The organism is Comamonas aquatica (assembly GCF_018064205.1).
GTDB classification, from domain to species: domain Bacteria; phylum Pseudomonadota; class Gammaproteobacteria; order Burkholderiales; family Burkholderiaceae_C; genus Comamonas; species Comamonas aquatica.
In genome coordinates, this window is the sequence record NZ_CP072916.1 from 2,748,519 (window position 1) to 2,768,742 (window position 20,224).

The 20,224-nt window shown below is 67.2% G+C and carries 17 protein-coding genes; 2 read left to right on the forward strand and 15 right to left on the reverse strand.

Translation table 11 applies throughout. The annotated features are described in order from the left end of the window. Nucleotides 1-55 precede the first annotated feature (55 nt). From KAQ61_RS13010 to KAQ61_RS13075, 14 genes are all read right to left on the reverse strand, one after another. Nucleotides 56-451, reverse strand: a complete 396-nt coding sequence (locus KAQ61_RS13010; RefSeq protein ID WP_210929443.1) for a DUF423 domain-containing protein — start codon at nt 449-451, stop codon at nt 56-58. Between the two features lie 51 nt (nt 452-502). Continuing rightward, on the reverse strand, nt 503-1,924 hold the full coding sequence (locus KAQ61_RS13015; RefSeq protein ID WP_210929444.1) for a dihydrolipoyl dehydrogenase: 1,422 nt from the start codon (nt 1,922-1,924) through the stop codon (nt 503-505). An 87-nt stretch (nt 1,925-2,011) separates the two neighbouring features. Next, a complete protein-coding gene (locus KAQ61_RS13020) occupies nt 2,012-2,785 on the reverse strand; it encodes a lysophospholipid acyltransferase family protein (protein ID WP_244982896.1) in 774 nt (257 codons plus the stop codon). A 108-nt stretch (nt 2,786-2,893) separates the two neighbouring features. Beyond that, a complete protein-coding gene (locus KAQ61_RS13025; protein ID WP_210929446.1) occupies nt 2,894-4,189 on the reverse strand; it encodes a dihydroorotase in 1,296 nt (431 codons plus the stop codon). A 225-nt stretch (nt 4,190-4,414) separates the two neighbouring features. Then, entirely contained in the window at nt 4,415-5,377 is a 963-nt protein-coding gene (locus tag KAQ61_RS13030) for an aspartate carbamoyltransferase catalytic subunit (protein WP_042415178.1), read from the reverse strand. Nucleotide 5,378: 1 nt separating this feature from the next. Next, a complete protein-coding gene (gene pyrR / locus KAQ61_RS13035; RefSeq protein WP_042415181.1) occupies nt 5,379-5,888 on the reverse strand; it encodes a bifunctional pyr operon transcriptional regulator/uracil phosphoribosyltransferase PyrR in 510 nt (169 codons plus the stop codon). After that, complete coding sequence (ruvX, locus tag KAQ61_RS13040; RefSeq protein ID WP_210929447.1) at nt 5,885-6,337, reverse strand: Holliday junction resolvase RuvX; 453 nt, start codon at nt 6,335-6,337, stop codon at nt 5,885-5,887. Before ruvX ends, pyrR begins: the two co-directional genes overlap by 4 nt. Further along, complete coding sequence (locus tag KAQ61_RS13045; RefSeq protein ID WP_210929448.1) at nt 6,334-6,933, reverse strand: YqgE/AlgH family protein; 600 nt, start codon at nt 6,931-6,933, stop codon at nt 6,334-6,336. Before KAQ61_RS13045 ends, ruvX begins: the two co-directional genes overlap by 4 nt. 194 nt (nt 6,934-7,127) lie before the next feature. Next, complete coding sequence (locus KAQ61_RS13050; protein ID WP_210929449.1) at nt 7,128-13,217, reverse strand: Hpt domain-containing protein; 6,090 nt, start codon at nt 13,215-13,217, stop codon at nt 7,128-7,130. 64 nt (nt 13,218-13,281) lie between these two features. After that, the gene (locus tag KAQ61_RS13055) at nt 13,282-15,516 is read right to left on the reverse strand and encodes a methyl-accepting chemotaxis protein (RefSeq protein ID WP_210929450.1); all 2,235 of its coding nucleotides are present in this window, start codon (nt 15,514-15,516) and stop codon (nt 13,282-13,284) included. A gap of 24 nt (nt 15,517-15,540) precedes the next feature. Beyond that, nucleotides 15,541-16,083: a chemotaxis protein CheW gene (locus tag KAQ61_RS13060; protein WP_210929451.1), complete on the reverse strand. Its 543-nt coding sequence runs from the start codon at nt 16,081-16,083 to the stop codon at nt 15,541-15,543. A gap of 11 nt (nt 16,084-16,094) precedes the next feature. Beyond that, a complete protein-coding gene (locus KAQ61_RS13065) occupies nt 16,095-16,466 on the reverse strand; it encodes a response regulator transcription factor (RefSeq protein WP_042415197.1) in 372 nt (123 codons plus the stop codon). A 37-nt stretch (nt 16,467-16,503) separates the two neighbouring features. Then, nucleotides 16,504-16,890: a response regulator gene (locus tag KAQ61_RS13070; protein ID WP_210929452.1), complete on the reverse strand. Its 387-nt coding sequence runs from the start codon at nt 16,888-16,890 to the stop codon at nt 16,504-16,506. A 59-nt stretch (nt 16,891-16,949) separates the two neighbouring features. Further along, nucleotides 16,950-17,102 carry a rubredoxin gene (locus KAQ61_RS13075; RefSeq protein ID WP_042415201.1) on the reverse strand — a complete coding sequence of 51 codons (153 nt, stop codon included), beginning with the start codon at nt 17,100-17,102 and terminating at the stop codon, nt 16,950-16,952. Nucleotides 17,103-17,212: 110 nt separating this feature from the next. Here KAQ61_RS13075 and thiD point away from each other — a divergent pair, with 110 nt between their 5' ends. Together thiD and hemL are read left to right on the forward strand one after the other, a co-directional pair. Next, nucleotides 17,213-18,202, forward strand: coding sequence for a bifunctional hydroxymethylpyrimidine kinase/phosphomethylpyrimidine kinase (thiD, locus tag KAQ61_RS13080; protein WP_210929453.1), 990 nt, complete (start codon nt 17,213-17,215; stop codon nt 18,200-18,202). Then, nucleotides 18,186-19,490, forward strand: coding sequence for a glutamate-1-semialdehyde 2,1-aminomutase (gene hemL, locus KAQ61_RS13085; RefSeq protein WP_042415205.1), 1,305 nt, complete (start codon nt 18,186-18,188; stop codon nt 19,488-19,490). Before thiD ends, hemL begins: the two co-directional genes overlap by 17 nt. A gap of 58 nt (nt 19,491-19,548) precedes the next feature. Here the strand turns inward: hemL and KAQ61_RS13090 are convergent, their stop codons facing one another. Beyond that, complete coding sequence (locus tag KAQ61_RS13090) at nt 19,549-20,154, reverse strand: DNA-3-methyladenine glycosylase I (protein WP_210929454.1); 606 nt, start codon at nt 20,152-20,154, stop codon at nt 19,549-19,551. Between the last annotated feature and the right edge of the window lie 70 nt (nt 20,155-20,224).

Here is a 20,224-nt window from a genome sequence, read left to right on the forward strand (position 1 = left end):
GTGTAGGCCGCGGCACGCCCACGGGCGATCTCGGCGCGAGATCCCCCATGCGCCTTCAGGCCCGGCGCGCCAGCTTCCAGCCGCCAATGCCCAGGCTCAGCCAGCCCAGCATCAGGCAGGTGCCGCCCCAGGGCACGAACGGGCGGAAGGTCTCGATCCCGGTGAAGGTGCGCAGATAGATCAGGCCGCTGAACAGCAGCAGCCCCAGCACAAACAGCCCGCCCGCGGCGCACAGCCAGCGATTGCCAGCCGTGGTCAGCGCCGCCACGCCCAGGCCCAGCAGCGCCAGGGCATGGAACATCTGCTGCTGCACCGCCAGTTGCAGCGAGACGCGCGTGGCCTCACGGACCTGCGGATCGACAATGAACCCCAGACCGTGCGAAGCGTAGGCGGCCATGCCGACCGCCGTCAGTCCCAAAAACGCGGCCACAGGCAGCCACCAGTTGCGCATGCTCAACTCCCTCATTCCCCAGCAAAGCCGCCATTATCGGCCGTGCGGCGCTCAGGCCGAACGCAGCTGCTTGCGCAGGTCGCGCAAGGCGTTGTCCAGCATTTCCTCCACCGTCGGGTGGTAGTAGGGCAGTGCCAGCAGTTGCTCCACCGTATCCGCACGCTGGATCGCCCAGGCCAGCAGGTGGGCCAGGTGCTCGCCCCCGGCGCACAGCAGGCTGGCACCCAGCAACTGGCGGCTGGCCGGATCGGCGTACAGGCGCAGCACGTGCTCGGGGGCCTGCATGATCTTGGAGCGGCCATTGCCCGCGCCCCGGGCCGTGACCACCACCGCCTCGGGCGGCAGCTCGGAAAAACGCAGCCCCACCTCGGCCACATCCGGGGCGCTGAAGACGATGGACAGGGGCACACTGCGCCCGCGCACCGGCAGGTCCTGCCAGCGGGCGTCGCCCAACGCGCGCAAGGCCTGCTGGGCGGCGATCGTCCCCTCCTGCGCGGCCTCGTGCATCAGCGGGCGCTCGCCCGTGGCGTCGCCCGCCAGGAACACCCGGCTGTCCAGGCAGCGCAGGCTGGCGCGGTCCCACAGCGGCCGGCCCTGGGCATCAAAGCGCACCCCCGCCTGGGCCAGCGCCAAGTCCGCCAGCCGGTGGCTGCGCCCCTGGGTGACCAGCACATACTGCACATCGGCCTTGAGGGCACCGGCCTCGAAGCGCACCATGTCGCCACGGCGCTCGGCCAGCACGTCGCGGCACCCCAGGGCCATGGGCATCTGGTGGGCGAAATAGGTCTGGGCCGCCTTGGCCACTTCGGGGTCGGCGATCTTGGCCAGCACCGGATTGCGCCCCGTTGCCACCACCTGCGCCCCCAGGCGCGACAAGGCCACGCCCATCTCCAGGCCGATGGCCCCCATGCCCCAGACGGCCACGCTGTGTGGCAGCTCGTGCAGGGCAAACAGTTCATCGGTTGTGATCAGCGCCGCACCCAGCTGTTCCTGCAGTTGCGCTGGCTTGCGGGCTTCGGAGCCGGTCGCCACCACAAAGGCGCGCGCCTGCACGCGGCGGCCGTCGCCCAGCTCCAGCAGGTCGGGGGCCGCAAAGCGTGCCCCGGTCTGCAGCAGATCGCTGTCGGCCAGGGCATGCAGCTGGCGCACGTTGCCTTGCACCAACTGGTCGCGGATCTGCAGGGCCTCCTGCCACAGCTGCTGCGGCGTGGCATGCCCCTTGGGCAGGGCCGCCCGCCATTGCGCCTGCGGCATGCCGGCCGGCATCAGCTGGCGCAAGCCGTCCCAGCGCTGGGCGGCGTGCAGCACGGCCTTCGAGGGCATGCAGCCCACGCGCGCGCAGGTGGTGCCCAGCGGCCCCTGGTCGATCAGCACCGCCCGGGCGCCGGCCCGGCGCAGCGTGCTGTACGCGTTCATGCCTGCCGTACCGGCGCCGATGACGGCAACGTCCACGGTCATGGAAGAAGGGGCCATGTGCACACTCCTGGTCAGCGGGGCAAGATGCCCCCATTGTGCAAAACCGGCAGCGCGGCGGCCACGATGCCATGCTGCGGTAAATGCCTATTGCGCCAGGTCGGCCACCACGGGCGGGTCGGGCGCGGTCTGCGGCAGGGGGGTGTGCGGTGCTTCCTGGTTGCGGCGCAGCGACTCGATGCGCTGCTGCAGGTCGCGCGCCCAGGTGCGGCGGTCCCGGCCTTCAGCCTTCTCTGGCGCGCCGTAGCGCACCACGGCCATCAGGTGCTCGGTGGCAATCGTGCGCCACAGGCTGCGCAGCATGGCTTCGTCGGGGGTGGCCTCGCAGGGCACATACGATGCCAGGCCAGTGCGGGCATCGACAAAGGTCATGGCCACGGGCTGGACCGGCACGTCGGCCTCGATGGCCGCCTGCAGCATGTTGCCGTGAAAAGGCAACAGGTCACGGCCATTGCCCACCGTGCCCTCGGGGAAGACGGCGAGGACGTCACCGTGGCGCAGGGCCTCGACCATGGCCTGGACGGTGCGCTGGGTGTCCCGGCGCACGCTGCGCTGCACGAACAGGGTGCCGGCCGCCTGCGCCAGCGCTCCCACCAGGGGCCAGCGGGCGATCTCGGCCTTGGAGACAAAGCGGCAGTGGCGCGCCGCGTGCAGGGTGGGAATGTCCAGCCAGGACTGGTGGTTGGCGACCAGCAGCACCGGGCCCTGGGCCACGGGGCTGCCCTGGACCTGCAGGGCCACGCCGGCCTCGGTCAGGAAGCCGCGGGCCCAGCGCTCGACCGCGCGATGCTGGCTGGCCGCATCCAGATCGTGGAAACCGTTGCGCGCCAGGCGCAGCCCCTGCAAGGTGTGCCGCAGCATCCGAGTGAATCGTCCGATCGCACGCCAAGTTCCAGCCATCCGGGCCGCCCTCCTTCACAAGTTAAATACAGTCACCTTTCCCGCACCGGTGGTCGCCCTGCCCTGGGCTCAGCCGCGCTCGAAAGCGACGTGGCCCGCCACCACGGTGCATTGCACGCGGGCGGGCAGCTCGTAGCCCTGGAAGGGCGTGCTCTTGCCCTGGCTGACCAGCGCCTCGGGTCCCACGGTCCAGGCGGCCTGGGGTTGCACGACGCACAGGTCGGCCACCCCACCTTCCACCAACTGACCCAGGCTGGCCTGCAGCGTTCCCAGCGCCTGGCCCAGCACGCGGGCGGGGGCGGCGGTCACCACCTCCAGCGCGCGGGTCAGGGGGACGTTCTGGTCCTGCGACCACTTGACGGCCAGGGACAGCAGCAGCTCCACACCGGTGGCGCCGGCCTCGGCCTCGGCAAAGGGCAGCACCTTGGCGTCATCGTCCACCGGGCAGTGGTCGGAAACCAGGGCGTCGATGGTGCCGTCGGCCAGGGCCGCACTCAGCGCATCGCGGTCGCGCTGCTGGCGCAGCACCGGCACCAGGCGGGCGCTGCTGTCGAAGTAGCCGAGGTCGTTTTCGGTCAGGTGCAGCGAGTTGATGGACACGTCGGCCGTCACATTCAGGCCCTCGGCCTTGGCCTTGCGCACCAGCTCCACGCCAGCGGCGCTGGACAGGCGACACAGGTGCACGCGGGTCTGCGAGCCACGGATCAGCTCAAAGATGGTGTGCAGCGCAATCGTCTCGGCCGCCACCGGCACGCCGGACAGGCCCATGCGTGTGGCCAGGGCCCCGCTGGCCGCCACGCCCTTGCCCAGGTCCTTGTCCTGGGGACGCAGCCACACGGCATAGCCGAAGGTGTTGGCATAGGCCAGCGCGCGGCTCAGCGTGGTGATGCTGGACAGCGGCGTATCCGCCTGGCCGAAGGCCACGCAGCCGGACTCGGTCAGCTCGGCCATCTCGGTCAGCACCGCGCCTTCCAGACCCTTGGTCAGCGCCCCCATGGGGAACAGGCGCGACTGGTGCAGCTTCTTGGCGCGCAGCTTGAGCATTTCCACCAGGCCCTGCTCGTCCAGCACCGGGTCGGTGTCGGGCAGGCACACCAGGCTGGTCACACCACCGGCCACGCTGGCGGCCATTTCGGAGGCCAGCATGCCTTCGTGCTCATGCCCTGGCTCGCGCAGGCGCACGGCCAAGTCCACCAGACCGGGCAGCACCCACTGGCCGCTGGCGTCGAGCACACGGTCCGCCTCAAACCCGGCGGGGGCCTGGCCGATGGCCACCACCCGGCCGGTGGCCAGCGCCACATCACAGACCTGGTCAAAACCACGGGCCGGATCGATCACGCGGCCGTTTTGAATCAAGATTTTCATGGTTAATCACCCAATTGGCCACCAGCCCTTACCCAGCAAGCGCTAGCAGCTATCAAAAACATCTCTACCAGTGCGCAGTGCCACCCTGCCCCACGCCACCGCCCCCTTGCGCGGGGGGCACCGAGCTAGGGCCGCCCCGACGCGATGGTGTCGTCCTCATTCCCGCTGCAGCGCAGCGAGAGAAGGGGGAAGCGGCGCAGCCGCTCAGGGGGATGGCCTGAGGCATCAGGCCTCATTCCCCGCCACGATGGACATCACCGCCATGCGCACTGCGATGCCGAAGGTCACCTGCGACAGGATCACGGCCTGCGGGCCGTCGACCACGGCGGAGTCGATCTCCACACCGCGGTTGATGGGGCCAGGGTGCATGACGATGGCATCGGGCTTGGCCAGCTGCAGGCGCTTTTCGGTCAGGCCGAAGCTCTTGAAATACTCCTGACTGGACGGCAGCAGGGCACCGCTCATGCGCTCGTTCTGCAGGCGCAGCATGATGATGACGTCGCAGTCCTTGATGCCCTCTTCCAGGTTGTGGAACACGCGCACGCCCATGCTGGCCAAATCGGCAGGCACCAGGGTGCGGGGGCCCACCACGCGCACTTCGGCCGCGCCCAGCGTGGTCAGCGCATGGATGTCCGAGCGCGCCACGCGCGAGTGCAGCACGTCGCCCACGATGGCCACGCGCAGGTTGGAGAAATCTTTTTTGTAGTGACGGATGGTGTACATGTCCAGCAAACCCTGCGTGGGGTGTGCGTGACGACCGTCACCGGCATTGACCACGTGCACGTGGGGGGCCACGTGCTGGGCGATCAGATACGGCGCGCCCGACTCACTGTGGCGTACCACAAAGATGTCGGCGGCCATGGCGCTCAGGTTGTCGATGGTGTCCAGCAGGGTCTCGCCCTTGCTGGCCGAGCTGCGCGCGATGTCCAGGTTGAACACGTCGGCCGACAGGCGCTTGGCGGCAATTTCAAACGTGGTGCGGGTGCGCGTGCTGTTCTCGAAGAACAGGTTGAACACGCTCTTGCCGCGCAGCAGCGGCACTTTCTTGACTTCGCGGTCGTTGACGCTGACGAAGTTGCTGGCCGTGTCCAGGATGTGGGTCAGGATGTCCTTGGACAGTCCTTCGGTGGACAGCAGGTGGATCAGCTCGCCGTTCTTGTTCAGTTGGGGGTTGCGCTTGTACAGCACGTTATGCCTCTTTGACTTCAAATTGGAAGGTGCCGTCTTCTGTGCGCGCCAGCGCCAGCGACTGGCTGGCGGGCAGCGCCACACGCGCGGCGGCAAATTCGGCGGCCACGGGCAGCTCACGGCCGCCGCGGTCCACCAGCACGGCCAGGCGCACGCAACCGGGGCGGCCATAGTCGTACAGCTCGTTGAGGATGGCGCGCACCGTGCGGCCGGTGTAGAGCACATCGTCCAGCACCAGGATGTCGGCGCCGTTGACATCAAAGTCCAGCTGGGTCTGCACGCTCTGCGCCATGCCGCGCTGGGCGAAGTCGTCGCGGTGCAGGGCCGAGGACAGCACGCCCGGCTTGCCGGCCAAGCCCAGGTCCTTGTGCAGGCGCTCGACCAGCCAGGCGCCGCCGGAGGCCACGCCGGCCAGCTGGGTGTTCGGGCCCATCAGGCTGCGCACGCCACGCAGCAATTCACGGTACAGGGCTTCGGCATCCAGGACCAAAGAACCAGCGGAAAGACTCATGGAAGACTCCTCAAAAATTGCTCCAGGATGATGCAGGCCGACGCGGCATCGGCATCCTTGGCACCACTGGCCAGGGCCTCGGTGGTGCTGTAGCGCTCATCCACTTCATACACCGGCAAGCGGAAGCGACCGCGCAGCTGGCGCCCGAACTTCAGCGCCCGGGCCGTGTTCTCGTGCGGCGCACCGTCCGGGTGGTAGGGCACGCCGATCACCAGGGCCTGGGGCTGCCATTCCCGGATCAGTTGCTCGATCGCCGCAAAGCGCGCATCCGTGCCCTCGGCCTTGATGGTGGGCAGGGGACTGGCGCCACCGAACACACGGTTGCCCGAGGCGGCCCCGGTGCGCTTGGTGCCGAAGTCGAAGGCCAGGAACTGCTGGATGTGCGCAGGAAAATCCACGGCCTGTACAGCAGCGTTGCTGGGCCGTGGGGACGAAGTCTCGGGGTTCATGCGTGTCCTGCTTCGGGCGACAGCATCCAGGGCTGCAGCCCCAGCAGGCCCAGGGCCTTGTTGTAGCGGTCTTCGGCGGGGGTGTCGAAGATGACATGCGGGTCGGCGTCCACGGTCAGCCAGGCGTTCTCGCCCAGCTCGGACTCCAACTGGCCTTCGCCCCAGGAGGCGTAGCCCAGCGTGACCAGCACGCGGCGCGGACCGGCGCCGTTGGCGATTGCCTCCAGCACGTCTTTGGAGGTGGTCATCTCCAGGCCGCCGGGAATGGCCAGGGTGGACGCGTAGGCGGATTCATCGGCCTCGGCGCCCTCGATCAGGATGGGGTCGTGCAGCACGAAGCCGCGGTCGGTCTGCACCGGACCGCCCTTGAAGACCAGGTCTTCGCGCAGGTCCTCGCGCCCCAGGGGCAGGTCGATCTTGTTGAGCAGGGATTGCAGGCTCAGCGTGGAGGGCTTGTTGATGATCAGCCCGAGCGCGCCGCGCTCGTTGTGCTCACACAAATACACCACGCTGCGAGAAAACGACTCATCTTCCAGACCGGGCATAGCGATCAGGAAGTGGTGCGTCAGATTGATAGGCGCAGATTCAGCGGGCATAAGCCGGCATTTTAGCGGCGAACCACCGACCTGCCCGGGGCGCACACGATGTCCTTGGGCCGGGCGCTGCAGCGCCCGGGTTTTTCAGAAAAAAGAGCTGCCTGCGCTGGATCAACAAGGACTTCACATACTTTCATATGCAAAACCCTTGAAAAACAAGCGCCTGCAGCTCTTTTTATCGAAGCACACGCGCGTCAGCCATCGACCGCCTCGGCACCGGCGGATTCCGCCGCCAACGGCAGCGGCTTGCCGACGGCATAGTGGTGCACCAGGCCCATCAGTTCCTCGTCCGAATACGGCTTGCCCAGGTAGTGGTTGGCCCCCAGCTCCATGGCCAGATCGCGGTGCTTTTGCGCCATGCGCGAGGTGATCATGATGATGGGCAGGTGCTGCAGCCGCGCCTGCGCGCGGATGTTGCGCAGCAGGTCGAACCCGTCCATGCGCGGCATCTCGATGTCCGACAGCACCACACAGGGTAGCTCCTCCTGCAGCTGCTCCAGCGCCTGCAGGCCATCGGCCGCCGTGACCACGCGGTAGCCCTCGCGCTGCAGCAGGCGCTGCGAGACGCGGCGCACGGTGATGGAATCGTCCACCACCATCACCAGGGGCACCTGGCTGGCGGCCTGCATCCCGGACAGCGGCACCTGCGGTGCCATCGCGTGCTGCAGCTGCTGGGCCGCCTGCGCGTCCAGCAAAGCCGGCAAGCCCGCACCCAGCTGGCGAATCTGCGTGCCATACACGGCCGTCAGCGCCACCGGGTTGTAGATCAGCACCACCGCCCCGGAGGCCAGCACCGACATGCCGGTCAGCCCCGGCAGGCGCGACATCTGCGCCCCCAGGTGCTTGACCACCACTTCCTGGTGGCCCAGCACTTCGTCCACGTGCAGCGCAATGCGCTGCGAGGCGCTGCGGCAGATGACCACCGGGCGCGTCTTGCCGGCGCCAACTTCCAGGCTGCGCGGCGACTGGCTCCACACCGCGCCGGCCCAGAAGAAGGGCACGCGGTCCTCGCCATCGACCAGCTCGCCGGTGCGGTAGGCCGCCTCCAGGTCCGCCAGGCTGACGCGGCGCACCACCTCGACCAGGCTGGCGGGCACCCCCACCGAGAACTCGCCCGCGCGCAGCATCACCACCTGCGTCACGGCCGTGGTCAGCGGCAGCACCAGGCGGAAGGACGAACCCTGCCCGTCCTGGGTCACGGTCTCGATGCGCCCCCCCAGGGCCTGGACCTCCGAGCGCACCACGTCCATGCCGATGCCGCGGCCGGACACGCCGGTCAGCTGCTCGGCCGTGGTGAAGCCCGGCATGAACACCAGTTGCGCCGCGCGGGCGGCATCCACCATTTCCTCGGCCGTGATCAGGCCACGCTCCAGCGCCTTGTCGCGGATGCGCGCCACGTTCAGGCCGGCGCCGTCGTCGCTGACGCGGACGGCCACGTCGTTGCCTTCCTGCTGCACATGCACCTGGATGCTGCCCGTGGCCGGCTTGCCCGCGGCCACGCGCTCCTCGGGGGTCTCGATGCCGTGGTCCACGCAGTTGCGCAGCAGGTGCTCGAAGGCGGGCACCATGCGTTCCAGCACGCCGCGGTCCATCTCGATGGTGCCGCCGGACAGGCCCAGCTTCACCTGCTTGCCGGTTTCCTTGGCCGTCAAGCGCACCACGGCGTACAGACGTTCCGAGATCGCATCGAACTCCACCATGCGCGTGCGCAGCAGGTCGCGCTGCAGCTCGCGCGCCTGGCGGCCCTGGGCCACCAGATCGTCTTCCGCCCCCGCCACATCGCGCAGCAGGTTGCGTTGCACCGTGGCCACGTCGTTGACCGACTCGGCCATCATGCGGGTCAGCTCCTGCACCCGGGTGAAGCGGTCGAATTCCAGCGGATCGAAGTCCGCGCCCGCCTCCTTGGACAGCTGCATGCGCGACTGCATCTGGGATTCGGCCTGCACCTCGATGTCGCGCAGCTGGTGGCGCAGACGCTCGAGGTTGTGGGTCAGGTCGTTGAGCGAATGCTTGATGCTGCCCACCCGCTCATCCAGGCGCGAGCGGGCAATCATCACCTCGCCAGCCTCGTTGATCAGGCGGTCCAGCAGCTGCGCGCGCACGCGCACGGTCTGCTGCACGCCCTGGCGCACGCCACCGGCCAGCGCTGGCGGCGGCGCTTCGGGGGGTACGGCCACAGGCTGTGCCACGGCCGCCGGTGCGGGGGCGGCATCCACCACATTCGCCACCTGGAGCTGCGCCGCCGTGGCTGGTGGCACAGCATCGTCGGGCAATGCCCCCTCCAGGCTGCTGGCCACCGGTTCGATGCGGACCGGGGTTTCGGGGGCTTGCTCGCCCACCGCGCGCAACAGGCCGAAGCTGGCTTCCATGCTGTCCAGGCGCCCGAACAGCGGCTCGATCTGCTCGGTGGTGACCGTGTCGACATCCAGCGCCTCCAGCGCCGACTCCAGGCGGTGGGCCATTTCGCCCAGGCGCAAGGCACCGGCCAGCCGGGCGCTGCCCTTGAGGGTGTGCAAGGCGCGCAGCAAGGTGCTGCGGGCTTCAAGCCGCGTCGGATGCCCCGCCCACTCCCGCATCGCGGCGCCCAACACGGGCAGCAGTTCCACCGCTTCCTCTTCAAAGATCGGGAACAGGTCCGGATCGATGACATCGAACGCATCGATGTCATCGTCGCCGTCCACCACAGCCTGGGGCATCGCGGCATCGGATGGCGGCAGCAGCGGCGCACTGCGCTCCTGTGCCACGGCGGCAGCCTGCGGCAGGGGTTCGTCCACCTCGGCCGGTGCTTGCGCCGCGACCGGTGCGGGCGCCAGTTCCAGATTGGCTTGCAGCACCTCCTGCAAACGCTGCTGCACATCGGCCGAAGCCGTGCGCAGGAAGCCGGCCGCAAACTGGTGCAGCAAACCACGAATTTCCTCCGCCGCCTGCACAAACACCTGGACCTGCTCGGCCACACCGCAGGCCTGGGGCTCCACGTGCTGCAGCGCGGCTTCCAGTTTGCGTGCCAGACCCGACAGTGCCTGGAAGCCGACGGTGGCCGAGCTGCCAGCCAGCGAGTGGGCCCACGCGATCACGGAATCGGGCTGTGCTTCCTCCAGGTTCTCCTGCCAGGCAGTCAGTGCATCCAGCAAACGGTAGGACCAGCCCTCGGCCTCGCTCAGATACACATTGAACAGGGGCAGGGGCACCGACAGATCCCCGATCTGCTTGACCTGCGCGGCAGGCGGCTCCGATGGCGCTGCATCGGCTGCAGAGATGTCCGCTGGAGCGGCGGGCACCTCGTCCACCCCGGACAAGGTGAGCTCGGGCTCGGGCTCGGGCCCGGGCTCAGCAGTGGCGGCCACCTCCTCCAGCATCCAGGCTTCGGCGGTCGCCTCCACAGGCTCCGCGACCTCGGAAGGCCCGGGCCGCTCCACCACCTCTTCGCGCGATGGTGCAACCGGCAAGATGGGCGCGGAGATGCCATCGCCCGCCTCGTGCAACAGCGCATCGAACTCGTCAAAACTGATTTCCTCGGCCTGCGGCACCTCCATCGCGCGGGCTTCGGGCTCCTCCAGTGCGGGCTGTGCTGCGGCTGCTGCCTCCGCCCATGCCTCGGTCACCGCCTCCGGTGCCAGCGGCGCAGCAGCTTCCGCCGTCACGGGCACGTCGGCCGACAGTGCCGCCACGTCCAGGCTGTCGAACGCAGCCGGTGGCGCCGCCTCGGCACCCTCGATCAACGCTGGCGCACTGGCCGTCAGGTCCTCGAGGTCCAAGGCCTGCGCTGCCGACCACTGTGCAGCATCGACCTCGGCCACCGGAGGGGCCACATCGTTGGCTGCCGCGCCCTGCACCGCCTGCCTGTCCAGCGGAATGAAACGGGCGTCCAGGCGCATGGCATCCGCGCTGGCGCGAAACGGTGCGGACTGCCAGTGCTGGCCCGACTGGGCTTCGATCGCACCGACCCAGGCCTCGAACGCATCCAGCGCCTGCGCCGACAGTTGCCGCATGGGCTCGGGCATGGCCTTCTGCTCGGCCAGCCAGGCGTTGAGCATCTGCTCCATGGCCCATCCAGCCTGCCCGAAATCGTCGAGCCCCACCATGCGCGAGCTGCCCTTGAGCGTATGGAAAGCCCGGCGCAGCACGGTTTGCTCGCTCAGGTTGGCAGGCTCCTCGGTCAGGGCCTGCAAGGCCGCACGGCCATTGGCCACCACCTCCCGGGCCTCTTCCAGGAAGATGCCCAGCAGTTCGCCGTCCGTATCTTCCGGCTCCACCTGCAACGCGGGTGCAGGTGCGGGGGTAGCCGCGGCCTGGGTGTCCGCCACAGGCGGCGTGATTGCAGCCTTGGACGCCAGCGCACGGTCTGCGGATGGCTGTGGCACAGCCTCTGTGGCGGCGGCAGGCACCGCCTCAGGAGTGACTGGGACCTCCGGCGCGACCAGCTCCACAGGCGGGGGACTCTGTGGCTCGCGGGCCTGCATGGCCTCCCGGGATGCCGGACCCTCGCCATCGCTGGCACGGTGGCGCACGCGCCCCATCAGCAGCTTCAGCTCGCCCTCTTGCTCATCGAACTCGTAGAGCTTGCGCGCCAGGTTGCGCTGGTAGCTGAGCATGTCAATCAGAAAGCCCAAGGCACCCAGGCTGTTGCCCATTTTGTCGAACAGGCGGTGCTGTTCGTCCTCCGGCACCTGCTCGGTCTGCAGGCGCTCCACGTTCTGGCGCATGCGCACCATGGCCTGCGAGGCCTGGTCCAGCCCCAGGACCGACAGCACGCCACGCATCTGCGACAAATGCGCCGCCACCGGTGCCAGCACCGCCGTATCGGCAGGGTTGCGGAAATACTGGTCCAGCAGTTTTTCGGCATCGGCCAGGGTGCCGCGCAACTCGCCCACCACGCTGCCCATGGTCTGCTGGTCGCTGACCTGGCGGTACAGCTGTTCCATCCAGGGCTCCAGCGGCTGGGCCGGTTGCCCGGCCAGCACCTGTAGCAGACGGCCCGCCAAGGTGTCGGCATGCGAAGCCATCGCATCGTCGGCCAGGTCCAACGAGGCGAAGGCCGCCTGCAGGTACAGCACGGCCGTGGCCACCTCCATGGCCACTTCGGGCGACGGTGTCTGGGCCTGGGTGGCCACGCTGTGCACCACCTGCATCAAGGCCCTGGCCAGGGGCAGGCTGCCCGGATGCAGTTTGACCAGGGAATCACAGACCAGGGTGAATTGGTCCACGGCAGGTTTGCATTTCTGGACATCCCCCCCGGCCAGGGCCGACCAGACTTCGGTGGCCGTCGCAATCCGCTTGCGCGCCTGGGCCAGCAGGTGGGGGTCGAAACGGCCAAACCGCGGCTGTTCGTAATTAACGACCGCATGGCGCTGCAGATCGAAGGCCTCGTGCACCGCACGCCAGACCACGGCCGCGGCCTGCCCGGGGTGCCCTTCCTGCGCCGCCTGGGCACAGAAGAACAGCATGTCCTGCAGCAGCCGCTCGGGTGCGACGGGATCGCTTTTGGCCAGGGCCGCACTCACCGTCAACAGCCGCGAGGCCACGCGTTTGGTGTAGATGTCGGGCTTGAGCAAGCCGTGCGCCATCGCATCGAAAAACGCCGCGGCCACCTTCCAGAAGATGCGCATCTGCACATCGGTCTGGGCCTGGGCAAAACCCAGGCAGATTTCCCGCATGCGCTCGCCAGCGGGGGCCACTTCACTGCCCTTGACGATCTGCAAGACCGACGTATCCAGCACCTTGCGGGGCTCGGGACCATAGCCCAGCGGCGACACCTCGTAGGGCAACGCAGGGTCACGCAGTCGGCGTTCCACCGGCCACAGGTCGGCCGGGTGCACCTTGGTGTGGTTGCCAAACAAGGCCTGCACGTCGCGGTACTGCGGGAACAGCGCCACGGCAGACACTGGCTTGCCAGCCAGCACCGACTCCAGGAACTCCAGCAGGGCAAAGCTGGCCTTTTCCAGGGTCAAGGCGACGGCCTCGGTGCAGTCCGCGGGTTGCTGCACATAGTGCTGCATCGCCGTTTCCATGGCCCGCAGCAACAGCGCGGCCTGGGGCATGCCCACCATGTCGAGGGCACCGCTGGACTGGTGCAGCTGCTGCTTGGCCATGCGCAAGGGACTGCTGTCCAGCGCCGCCAGGTCCGAATCGCGGGCCTCTTCGGCCTCGCGCACAAAACGACGCGTCGCCTTGACGGCGGCGTCCATCGACTTGCGCAGTTCGTCAAGCACCCAGGCCAGCGGTCCGAGATCCCGGTCGCTCTGGGAAACATGCCCGATCGGTGCGGTGGCTTCAGTTGGTGACATGGTTCATCCTTGGCTTCTCCCAGCCGCAATCCTGTGCGCCGCGCCTCATCCGTCGCGCTGCACGTCAGTCAATCTTGAATCGAGCCACCGACTGGCGCAGCTCTTCGGCCATGTGCGCCAAGTCACGCACCTGCTGGGCGGTGGTGCGCGTACTTTCGCCGGTCTGCTCGGTCACCGCAAAAATGTGCTGGATGTTGCCAGCCACATCGTTGGCCAGCTCGGCCTCGCTCTGGGTGGTGTGCGCAATCTGCTCGATCAGCTCGGCCAAACGGCGTGACACGCTGTCAATCTCCGACAAGGCCGTGCCCGCAGAGTCTGACAGACGCGCGCCTTCGACCACACCCTGGGTCGACCGCTCCATCGCCGCCACCGCATCCTGGGTGTCCGTCTGAATCGTTTTCACCAGCACCGAAATCTGCCGTGTCGCATCCGCGGAGCGTTCCGCCAGGCGCTGCACTTCTTCCGCCACCACAGAGAAGCCGCGCCCGGCCTCCCCTGCCGACGCAGCCTGGATGGCGGCGTTCAAGGCCAGCACGTTGGTTTGCTCGGTAATGTCCGAGATCAGCTCGGTGATTTCACCGATCTCCTGCGAGGATTCACCGAGGCGTTTGATGCGCTTGGAGGTTTCCTGAATCTGGTCGCGGATGGCATTCATACCGCCAATCGTGTTCTGCACCGCCTGCTGCCCCTGCTCGGCCGCCAGCAGCGACTGGCGCGCCACCGTGGCCGACTCCTGGGCCTGGCCCGACACCGTCGTGATGCGGGAGGCCATGTCCAGAATCGACTGCCCGGTTTCACGAATCTCGCGCAGCTGCTCGGCCGAAGTCGCCAGCAGCTCCGACGAGGTGCTGTCCACCTGGGCCGTGGTCTGGGCCACGCGGGTCGCCGTGTTCTGCACGCTGCCCACCAGCAGCCGCAGCTCTTCCACCGTGTAGTTCACCGAGTCGGCAATCGCACCGGTGATGTCTTCGGTCACCGTGGCTTCCTGCGTCAGATCCCCTTCCGCCACGTTCTGCAGCTCGTTCATCAAGCGCAAGATGGCGGCCTGGTTGGCGTCATTGACGCGCTTGGCCTCCTGCTCCTGGCGCCGTGCATCGCGTTGCTGCTGCTCGGCCAGCTCCTGGCGTTGGCGGCTGTCCAGCAGTTGCACGCGGGAAATGCCCACACCGCACACCAGCACAAACAGACCCAGCAGCACCAGCAGGGCCATCTGGCCGGCGGAGATACCCGCCTGCTCCGACAGCTTGTTCTGCAGGTTTTCCAGCTGCGAGCGCAGCGGCTCGCTGTCGCCAATGATGGAATTCTGCGCCTCGCGGGCAGCCACCAGGCCTTGCAGATTGGTCAGGATCGAGGTCGCCTGGGTCCGTGTCTGCTCATACTCCTGCAGCATGGCCTTGAGCTGTTCGCGCACCTGCCCATCACGCGCCGGCGACAGGCGCAGCTCCGGGTTGCCTTGCAACAGCCCTTCGGCCAGCTCCTTGAACGAGTTCAAGTCGCGCCCCAGCAAAAACACGGCCTCGGGGCTCACGCCATCGACCGTCTGGAATTCGTTGGCCGATTTGCCGATCCGCTGGGTCAGCATCAGCAACTGGCTGGATGCGGCAATCTCGGTGGCCGAGGCGCCGAGCTGCAGCTTGCTGTTGGCCACCGCCTCCGCCAGCTCCAGCAGCGTGGAGGACTGTCGGTTGATCGAACGCAGGGCATCCCCTGCTTGGATCAGCACGGCTTTTTGCGCAAGCACCGCCTGCGCATTCTTTTCCGCACGCTGGGCCAAGGCGCTGACGGACCCCAGATCCTGCTCGAACGCGGTATCCACGCTTTGCACGCCCAGTTCGGCATCGCCCTGTGTCAAGGCACGCACATTGCGCCCCAGCACGCTGGCACTGTCTTGCAGCTCCACAAACGCGCTCTCCTTGCCCAGCAAGGCCTGCGTCACCGATTTGGCCAAACGCTGCGACTGCATCAGGGACTGCCCCGTGGCGGCCAGCTGCTTGGCGGAGCGGTCGGCCTGCTGCAGCACCCAGCCGGCCACCAGGGCCAGCAGCAACACCCCGAGCGCCAGCATGGTCAGCAGGCGGCGCTGGTGCGTGGCGGCAGGTGCAGGGCCCAGCAAGGGCAGCTCGATGCTGCTCTGCTCCAGCGTCAAGTCATCCATCAGGTCCGTGTCCTGGACACTCTGCAGGGTATCTGCCGTCAGCGTGTGCTGGCTGGAATCCTCCGTCGCTGCCGCTGCCACCGCCTCATTCTTTTCGCCGGACCTGCGACGAAAAATACTCCCGACCTGCTGGATAAAAGACATGCTCGTCCTCGAAGAATCAATGGATCAGATGCGTATGCTCAAGAATTCCGGGGTCTGGACCAGGTGGTGCAACTGCAGTACCTGCCACACGGCCCCAGCGCTGTCGGCATAGCTGGCACTCACCATACCCGCAGCCAAGGGGCCTGCGCCCTGCGGCACCTCAACACCCTCGGAAATAAAGTCCTCCACGCCCCGCAGGCCCATCAAGCGGTCCACCACCAGGGCGGCATTCACCTGCAGGGTGGGATTGACCGCCAGCAGGCTGACTTCGTGCAGGGACTGCTCGGTGCGTTCCACCGGGTGCCCCAGAAAGGCACACAGATCGACCACCCCGGCCAGGGTGCCACGCAGATTGGCCACCCCCCAGAACCAGGGCAGGGTGTATGGCACGCGCAGCACGCCCGACCAGGAGAAGATCTCCCCGGCCTGCTCCAGCGGCAGCAAGTAATTGCGTCCACCGGCCTGGATGGCGAGCCAGCGGGCGCTGCGGGACGTGTTGCTGCGCGCCGCCTGCAAGCGCTCAGCCAGACGCGTTTGAAGATCGCGCAGCGCTTGTCGGTTGGCCATAGGTCACCGCCTCACGCGTTGTTCAGGGCTGCAATCTTGGCCTGCAGTTCCGCAGGGTTCACGGGCTTGGTGATGTAGTCACGCGCGCCCTGGCGCAAGCCCCAGACCTTGTCGGTCTCCTGGTTCTTGCTGGTGCACATGATGATGGGCACATCGGCGTACTTGGTGTCGCGGGCGATCGAGCGCGTGAGCTGGAAACCGTTTTGCCCGGGCATGACCACGTCCATCAGGATCAGGTCGGGCTTTTCCTCGCCCAGCCGCTGGATCGCCTCCTGCGCATTCTCCGCCGTGCGCACGCTATAGCCCTGCTTTTGCAGCAGGTCTGTCAAGAACATAAGCTCCGTCTTGGAGTCATCCACGACCAACACCTTCTCGATAGGCATATGCCTCTCCTCTCGTTGTATTTTTCAGGGGGCCGAGTCAGGCGGTACGTCCGAACTGTTGCACAGCCTGCAGCAACTGATCCTTGGAGAACGGCTTGGTGAGGTATTCCTGGCACCCCACCATCCTGCCGCGGGCCTTGTCGAAGACACCGTCCTTGGAAGACAGCATCACGATCGGCGTGTCCGAAAAATGGGGGTTGCGCTTGATGATGGCGCAGGTCTGGTAGCCATCCAGCTTGGGCATCAGGATGTCGCAAAAAATCAGCTGCGGCTGAAAGTCGTTGACCTTGGCCAGCGCGTCGAAGCCATCCTCGGCCAGGAGCACCTCGTGCCCCCCTTGCTTGAGGAAGATCTCGGCACTGCGGCGGATCGTATTGCTGTCATCGACAACCAGCACCTTGAACGATGCGTTTGCTGCACTCAATTGGCACCCCTTGAGTTAGTGGAACTCCCCAGCAGGGCCACACATTCCCTGCCTGCCTCTCAAATTTCGACCATCTCAAAGTCTGATTTGCCCACCGCGCATTCGGGGCAGGTCCAGTCATCGGGAACATCTTCCCAGCGCGTTCCGGCCGGAATGCCATGTTCGGGGTCGCCCACCGACTCGTCGTACATCCATCCGCAAATCAAACACATCCAAGTTTTAGGGTCGGCCACAGCTTAAAGTCGCATCCAATAGAATGCAACGATTGTATATAGCCGCCTGCCGCCCCCTCTTGACAGACAGGCGGCCATTGGGACAACGCATGGCCTTTCAGCCCCCCGCAGTTCCAACTGCACCTAACACCCCCGAAGATTCCGAAGCCGCCCTGGCACAGCCGATGTGCGTGATGAGTTTCAACGCCTGCGACCCCAGCGGTGCCGGCGGTCTGACGGCCGACATCACCACCATCGCCTCAGTGGGTGGCCATCCGGTGGCCGTGGTGACGGGCGTCGTCGTGCGCGATACCAGCCACGTGTTCTCGCACTCTGCCATCGACGACGAAACCGTCACCGACCAGGCGCGCGCCGTGCTGGAAGACATTCCCGTGCGGGCCATCAAGGTCGGCTTTGCCGGCAGCCCCGCCAACCTGGCGGCGATTGCCGAGCTGGCCAGCGACTACCCGGACATTCCCATCGTCAGCTACATGCCCGACCTGTCCTGGTGGCAGGGCGATGGCCTGGAAGAGTACCTGGATGCCTTTCAGGCTCTTGTCATGCCTCAAACCTCGGTGTTGGTTGGCAACCACGGCACGCTCAGCCGCTGGCTGCTGCCGGACTGGTCGCAAAGCCGTCCGCCCAGCGCCCGCGACATCGCCAAGGCCGCCGATGCCCTGGACGTGCCCTTCGTGCTGGTCACCGGCATCCCCCTGCCCGACCAGTACATCGACAACGTGCTGGCCTCGACCGAGACCGTGATTGGCAGCAGCAAGTTCGAGATGTTCGACGGCAGCTTCCACGGCGCGGGCGACACGCTGTCGGCGGCGCTGACGGCGCTGCTGGCCGCGGGCAACGACCTGGGCGCGGCCGCGCAGGACGCGCTGGAATACCTGGACCACAGCCTGGGCAGTGGCTTTCGCCCAGGCATGGGTCAACTGATACCCGACCGTATGTTTTGGGCGCAGCCCGATGAAGCTGCCGAAGCCGCCGAAAGCGACGAAGATAGCGCGCAACCCCCGACTGACGCCCCGCCCGCGGACGACGAACCGCCGCCGCTGGAAGGCTTCGAGATGCATCCCCATGACACCAAACACTGATCTGAATCTTCCCCTGTTCGAGCGCGCCAAGACCATCATCCCTGGTGGCGTGAACTCCCCGGTGCGTGCCTTCAATGCCGTGGGCGGCACGCCGCGCTTTGTGCAGCGCGCGCAAGGCGCCTACTTCTGGGACACCAACGACCAGCAGTTCGTCGACTACATCGGCAGTTGGGGTCCGATGATCCTGGGCCACGGCCACCCCGAGGTGGTCGCCACCGTGCAGGCGGCCGTGCTGGAAGGCTTCAGCTTCGGCGCGCCGACCGAGCGCGAAGTGGTGCTGGCCGAGAAGATCCGCGAGCTGGTGCCGTCCATGGAGATGCTGCGCATGGTGTCTTCCGGCACCGAAGCCGGCATGAGCGCCCTGCGCCTGGCGCGCGGCTACACCGGCCGCAACAAGATCATCAAGTTCAACGGCTGCTACCACGGCCACGCCGACTCCCTGCTGGTCAAAGCCGGCTCGGGCCTGGCCACGTTCGGTGCGTCGTCGTCGGCCGGTGTGCCGGCCGATGTGGTCAAGGACACCATCGTGCTGGAGTACAACGATGTGGCCCAGCTGGAGGAAGCCTTCGCCAAGATCGGCAACGAGGTGGCCTGCGTGATCCTGGAGCCGATCGCCGGCAACATGAACTTCGTGCGCGCCTCGGTCGAGTTCACCCGCCGCATCCGCGAGCTGACGCAGGAACACGGCGCGCTGATGATCTACGACGAGGTGATGACGGGCTTCCGCGTCGCCCTGGGCTGCGCGCAAAGCCTCTACGCCCAGCACATCGAGGGCTTTGTGCCCGACCTGACCGTGCTGGGCAAGGTGATTGGCGGTGGCATGCCCATGGCGGCCTTCGGCGGGCGGCGCGAGATCATGCAAAAGCTCTCGCCCCTGGGCCCGGTCTACCAGGCCGGCACGCTGTCGGGCAACCCGATTGCCACGGCCTGCGGCCTGAAGACGCTGGAGCTGATCAGCCAGCCCGGCTTCCATGCCGAACTGCACCTCAAGACCGGCCACCTGATGCAGGGCCTGAAGGCCGAGGCGGACGCCGCCGGCATTCCCTTCAGCATCGACTGGCAGGGCGGCCTGTTCGGCTTCTACCTGCTGCCCGAGCTGCCCAGCACCTACCACGCGGTGATGAAGACCGACGGTGCGCTGTTCAACAAGTTCTACCACGGCATGCTGGCGCGCGGTCACTACTTCGCCCCGGCGCTCTACGAGGCCGGCTTTGTGAGCAGCGCCCACACCGAGGCCGACATCGAACGCACAGTGGAGGCCGCCCGCGCGGTGTTCCAGACGCTGTAAGCGTTTTTTCACGCCCTGGCGCCCGCCCCGCACGCTGCCGCGTCGCGGGGCGTTGTTTTTAGCGCGGTGGCTGAAAATCCTTTTTCACCTGATCGACCGCCGCGCGCGTCACGCAATCGGGGGCGTGGTCGTTGACCATGCCCATGGACTGCATGAAGGCGTAGACCGTGGTGGGGCCGACGAACTTCCAGCCGCGCTGCTTCAGGGCCTTGGCCAGGGCCTGGGATTCGGCCGTCTGCGCCAGCAGCGCCGTCCCCTCGCCGGGCGTGGCGGGTGCGAAGCGCCAGAAGAAGGCGGCCAGCGAGCCCTCCTGCGCCACCATCTCCACGGCGCGGGCGGCGTTGTGGATCACGGCTTCGATCTTGCCGCGGTGGCGCACGATGCCGGCATCCTGCAGCAGGCGCTGCACATCGGTGTCCGTGAAGCGGGCCACCTGGTGAAAGTCGAACTGCGCAAACGCGGCGCGGAAATGGTCGCGCTTTTGCAGGATGGTGTACCAGCTCAGGCCGGACTGGAAGGCTTCCAGGCTGATCTTCTCGAACAGCCGGCGGTCGTCCGCCACGGGAAAGCCCCATTCATGGTCGTGGTAGTGGATGTAGCGGTCGGTGGCCAGGCACCAGCTGCAACGCGAGTGGCCGTCGGGGCCGGGTCCAGAGGGAATCATGCAAAGCGCTCCTTGGCGGCCACTGTAAGGCAAACAGGGCCCACCAAAAACCCAGCGTCTGGCGAGGTGG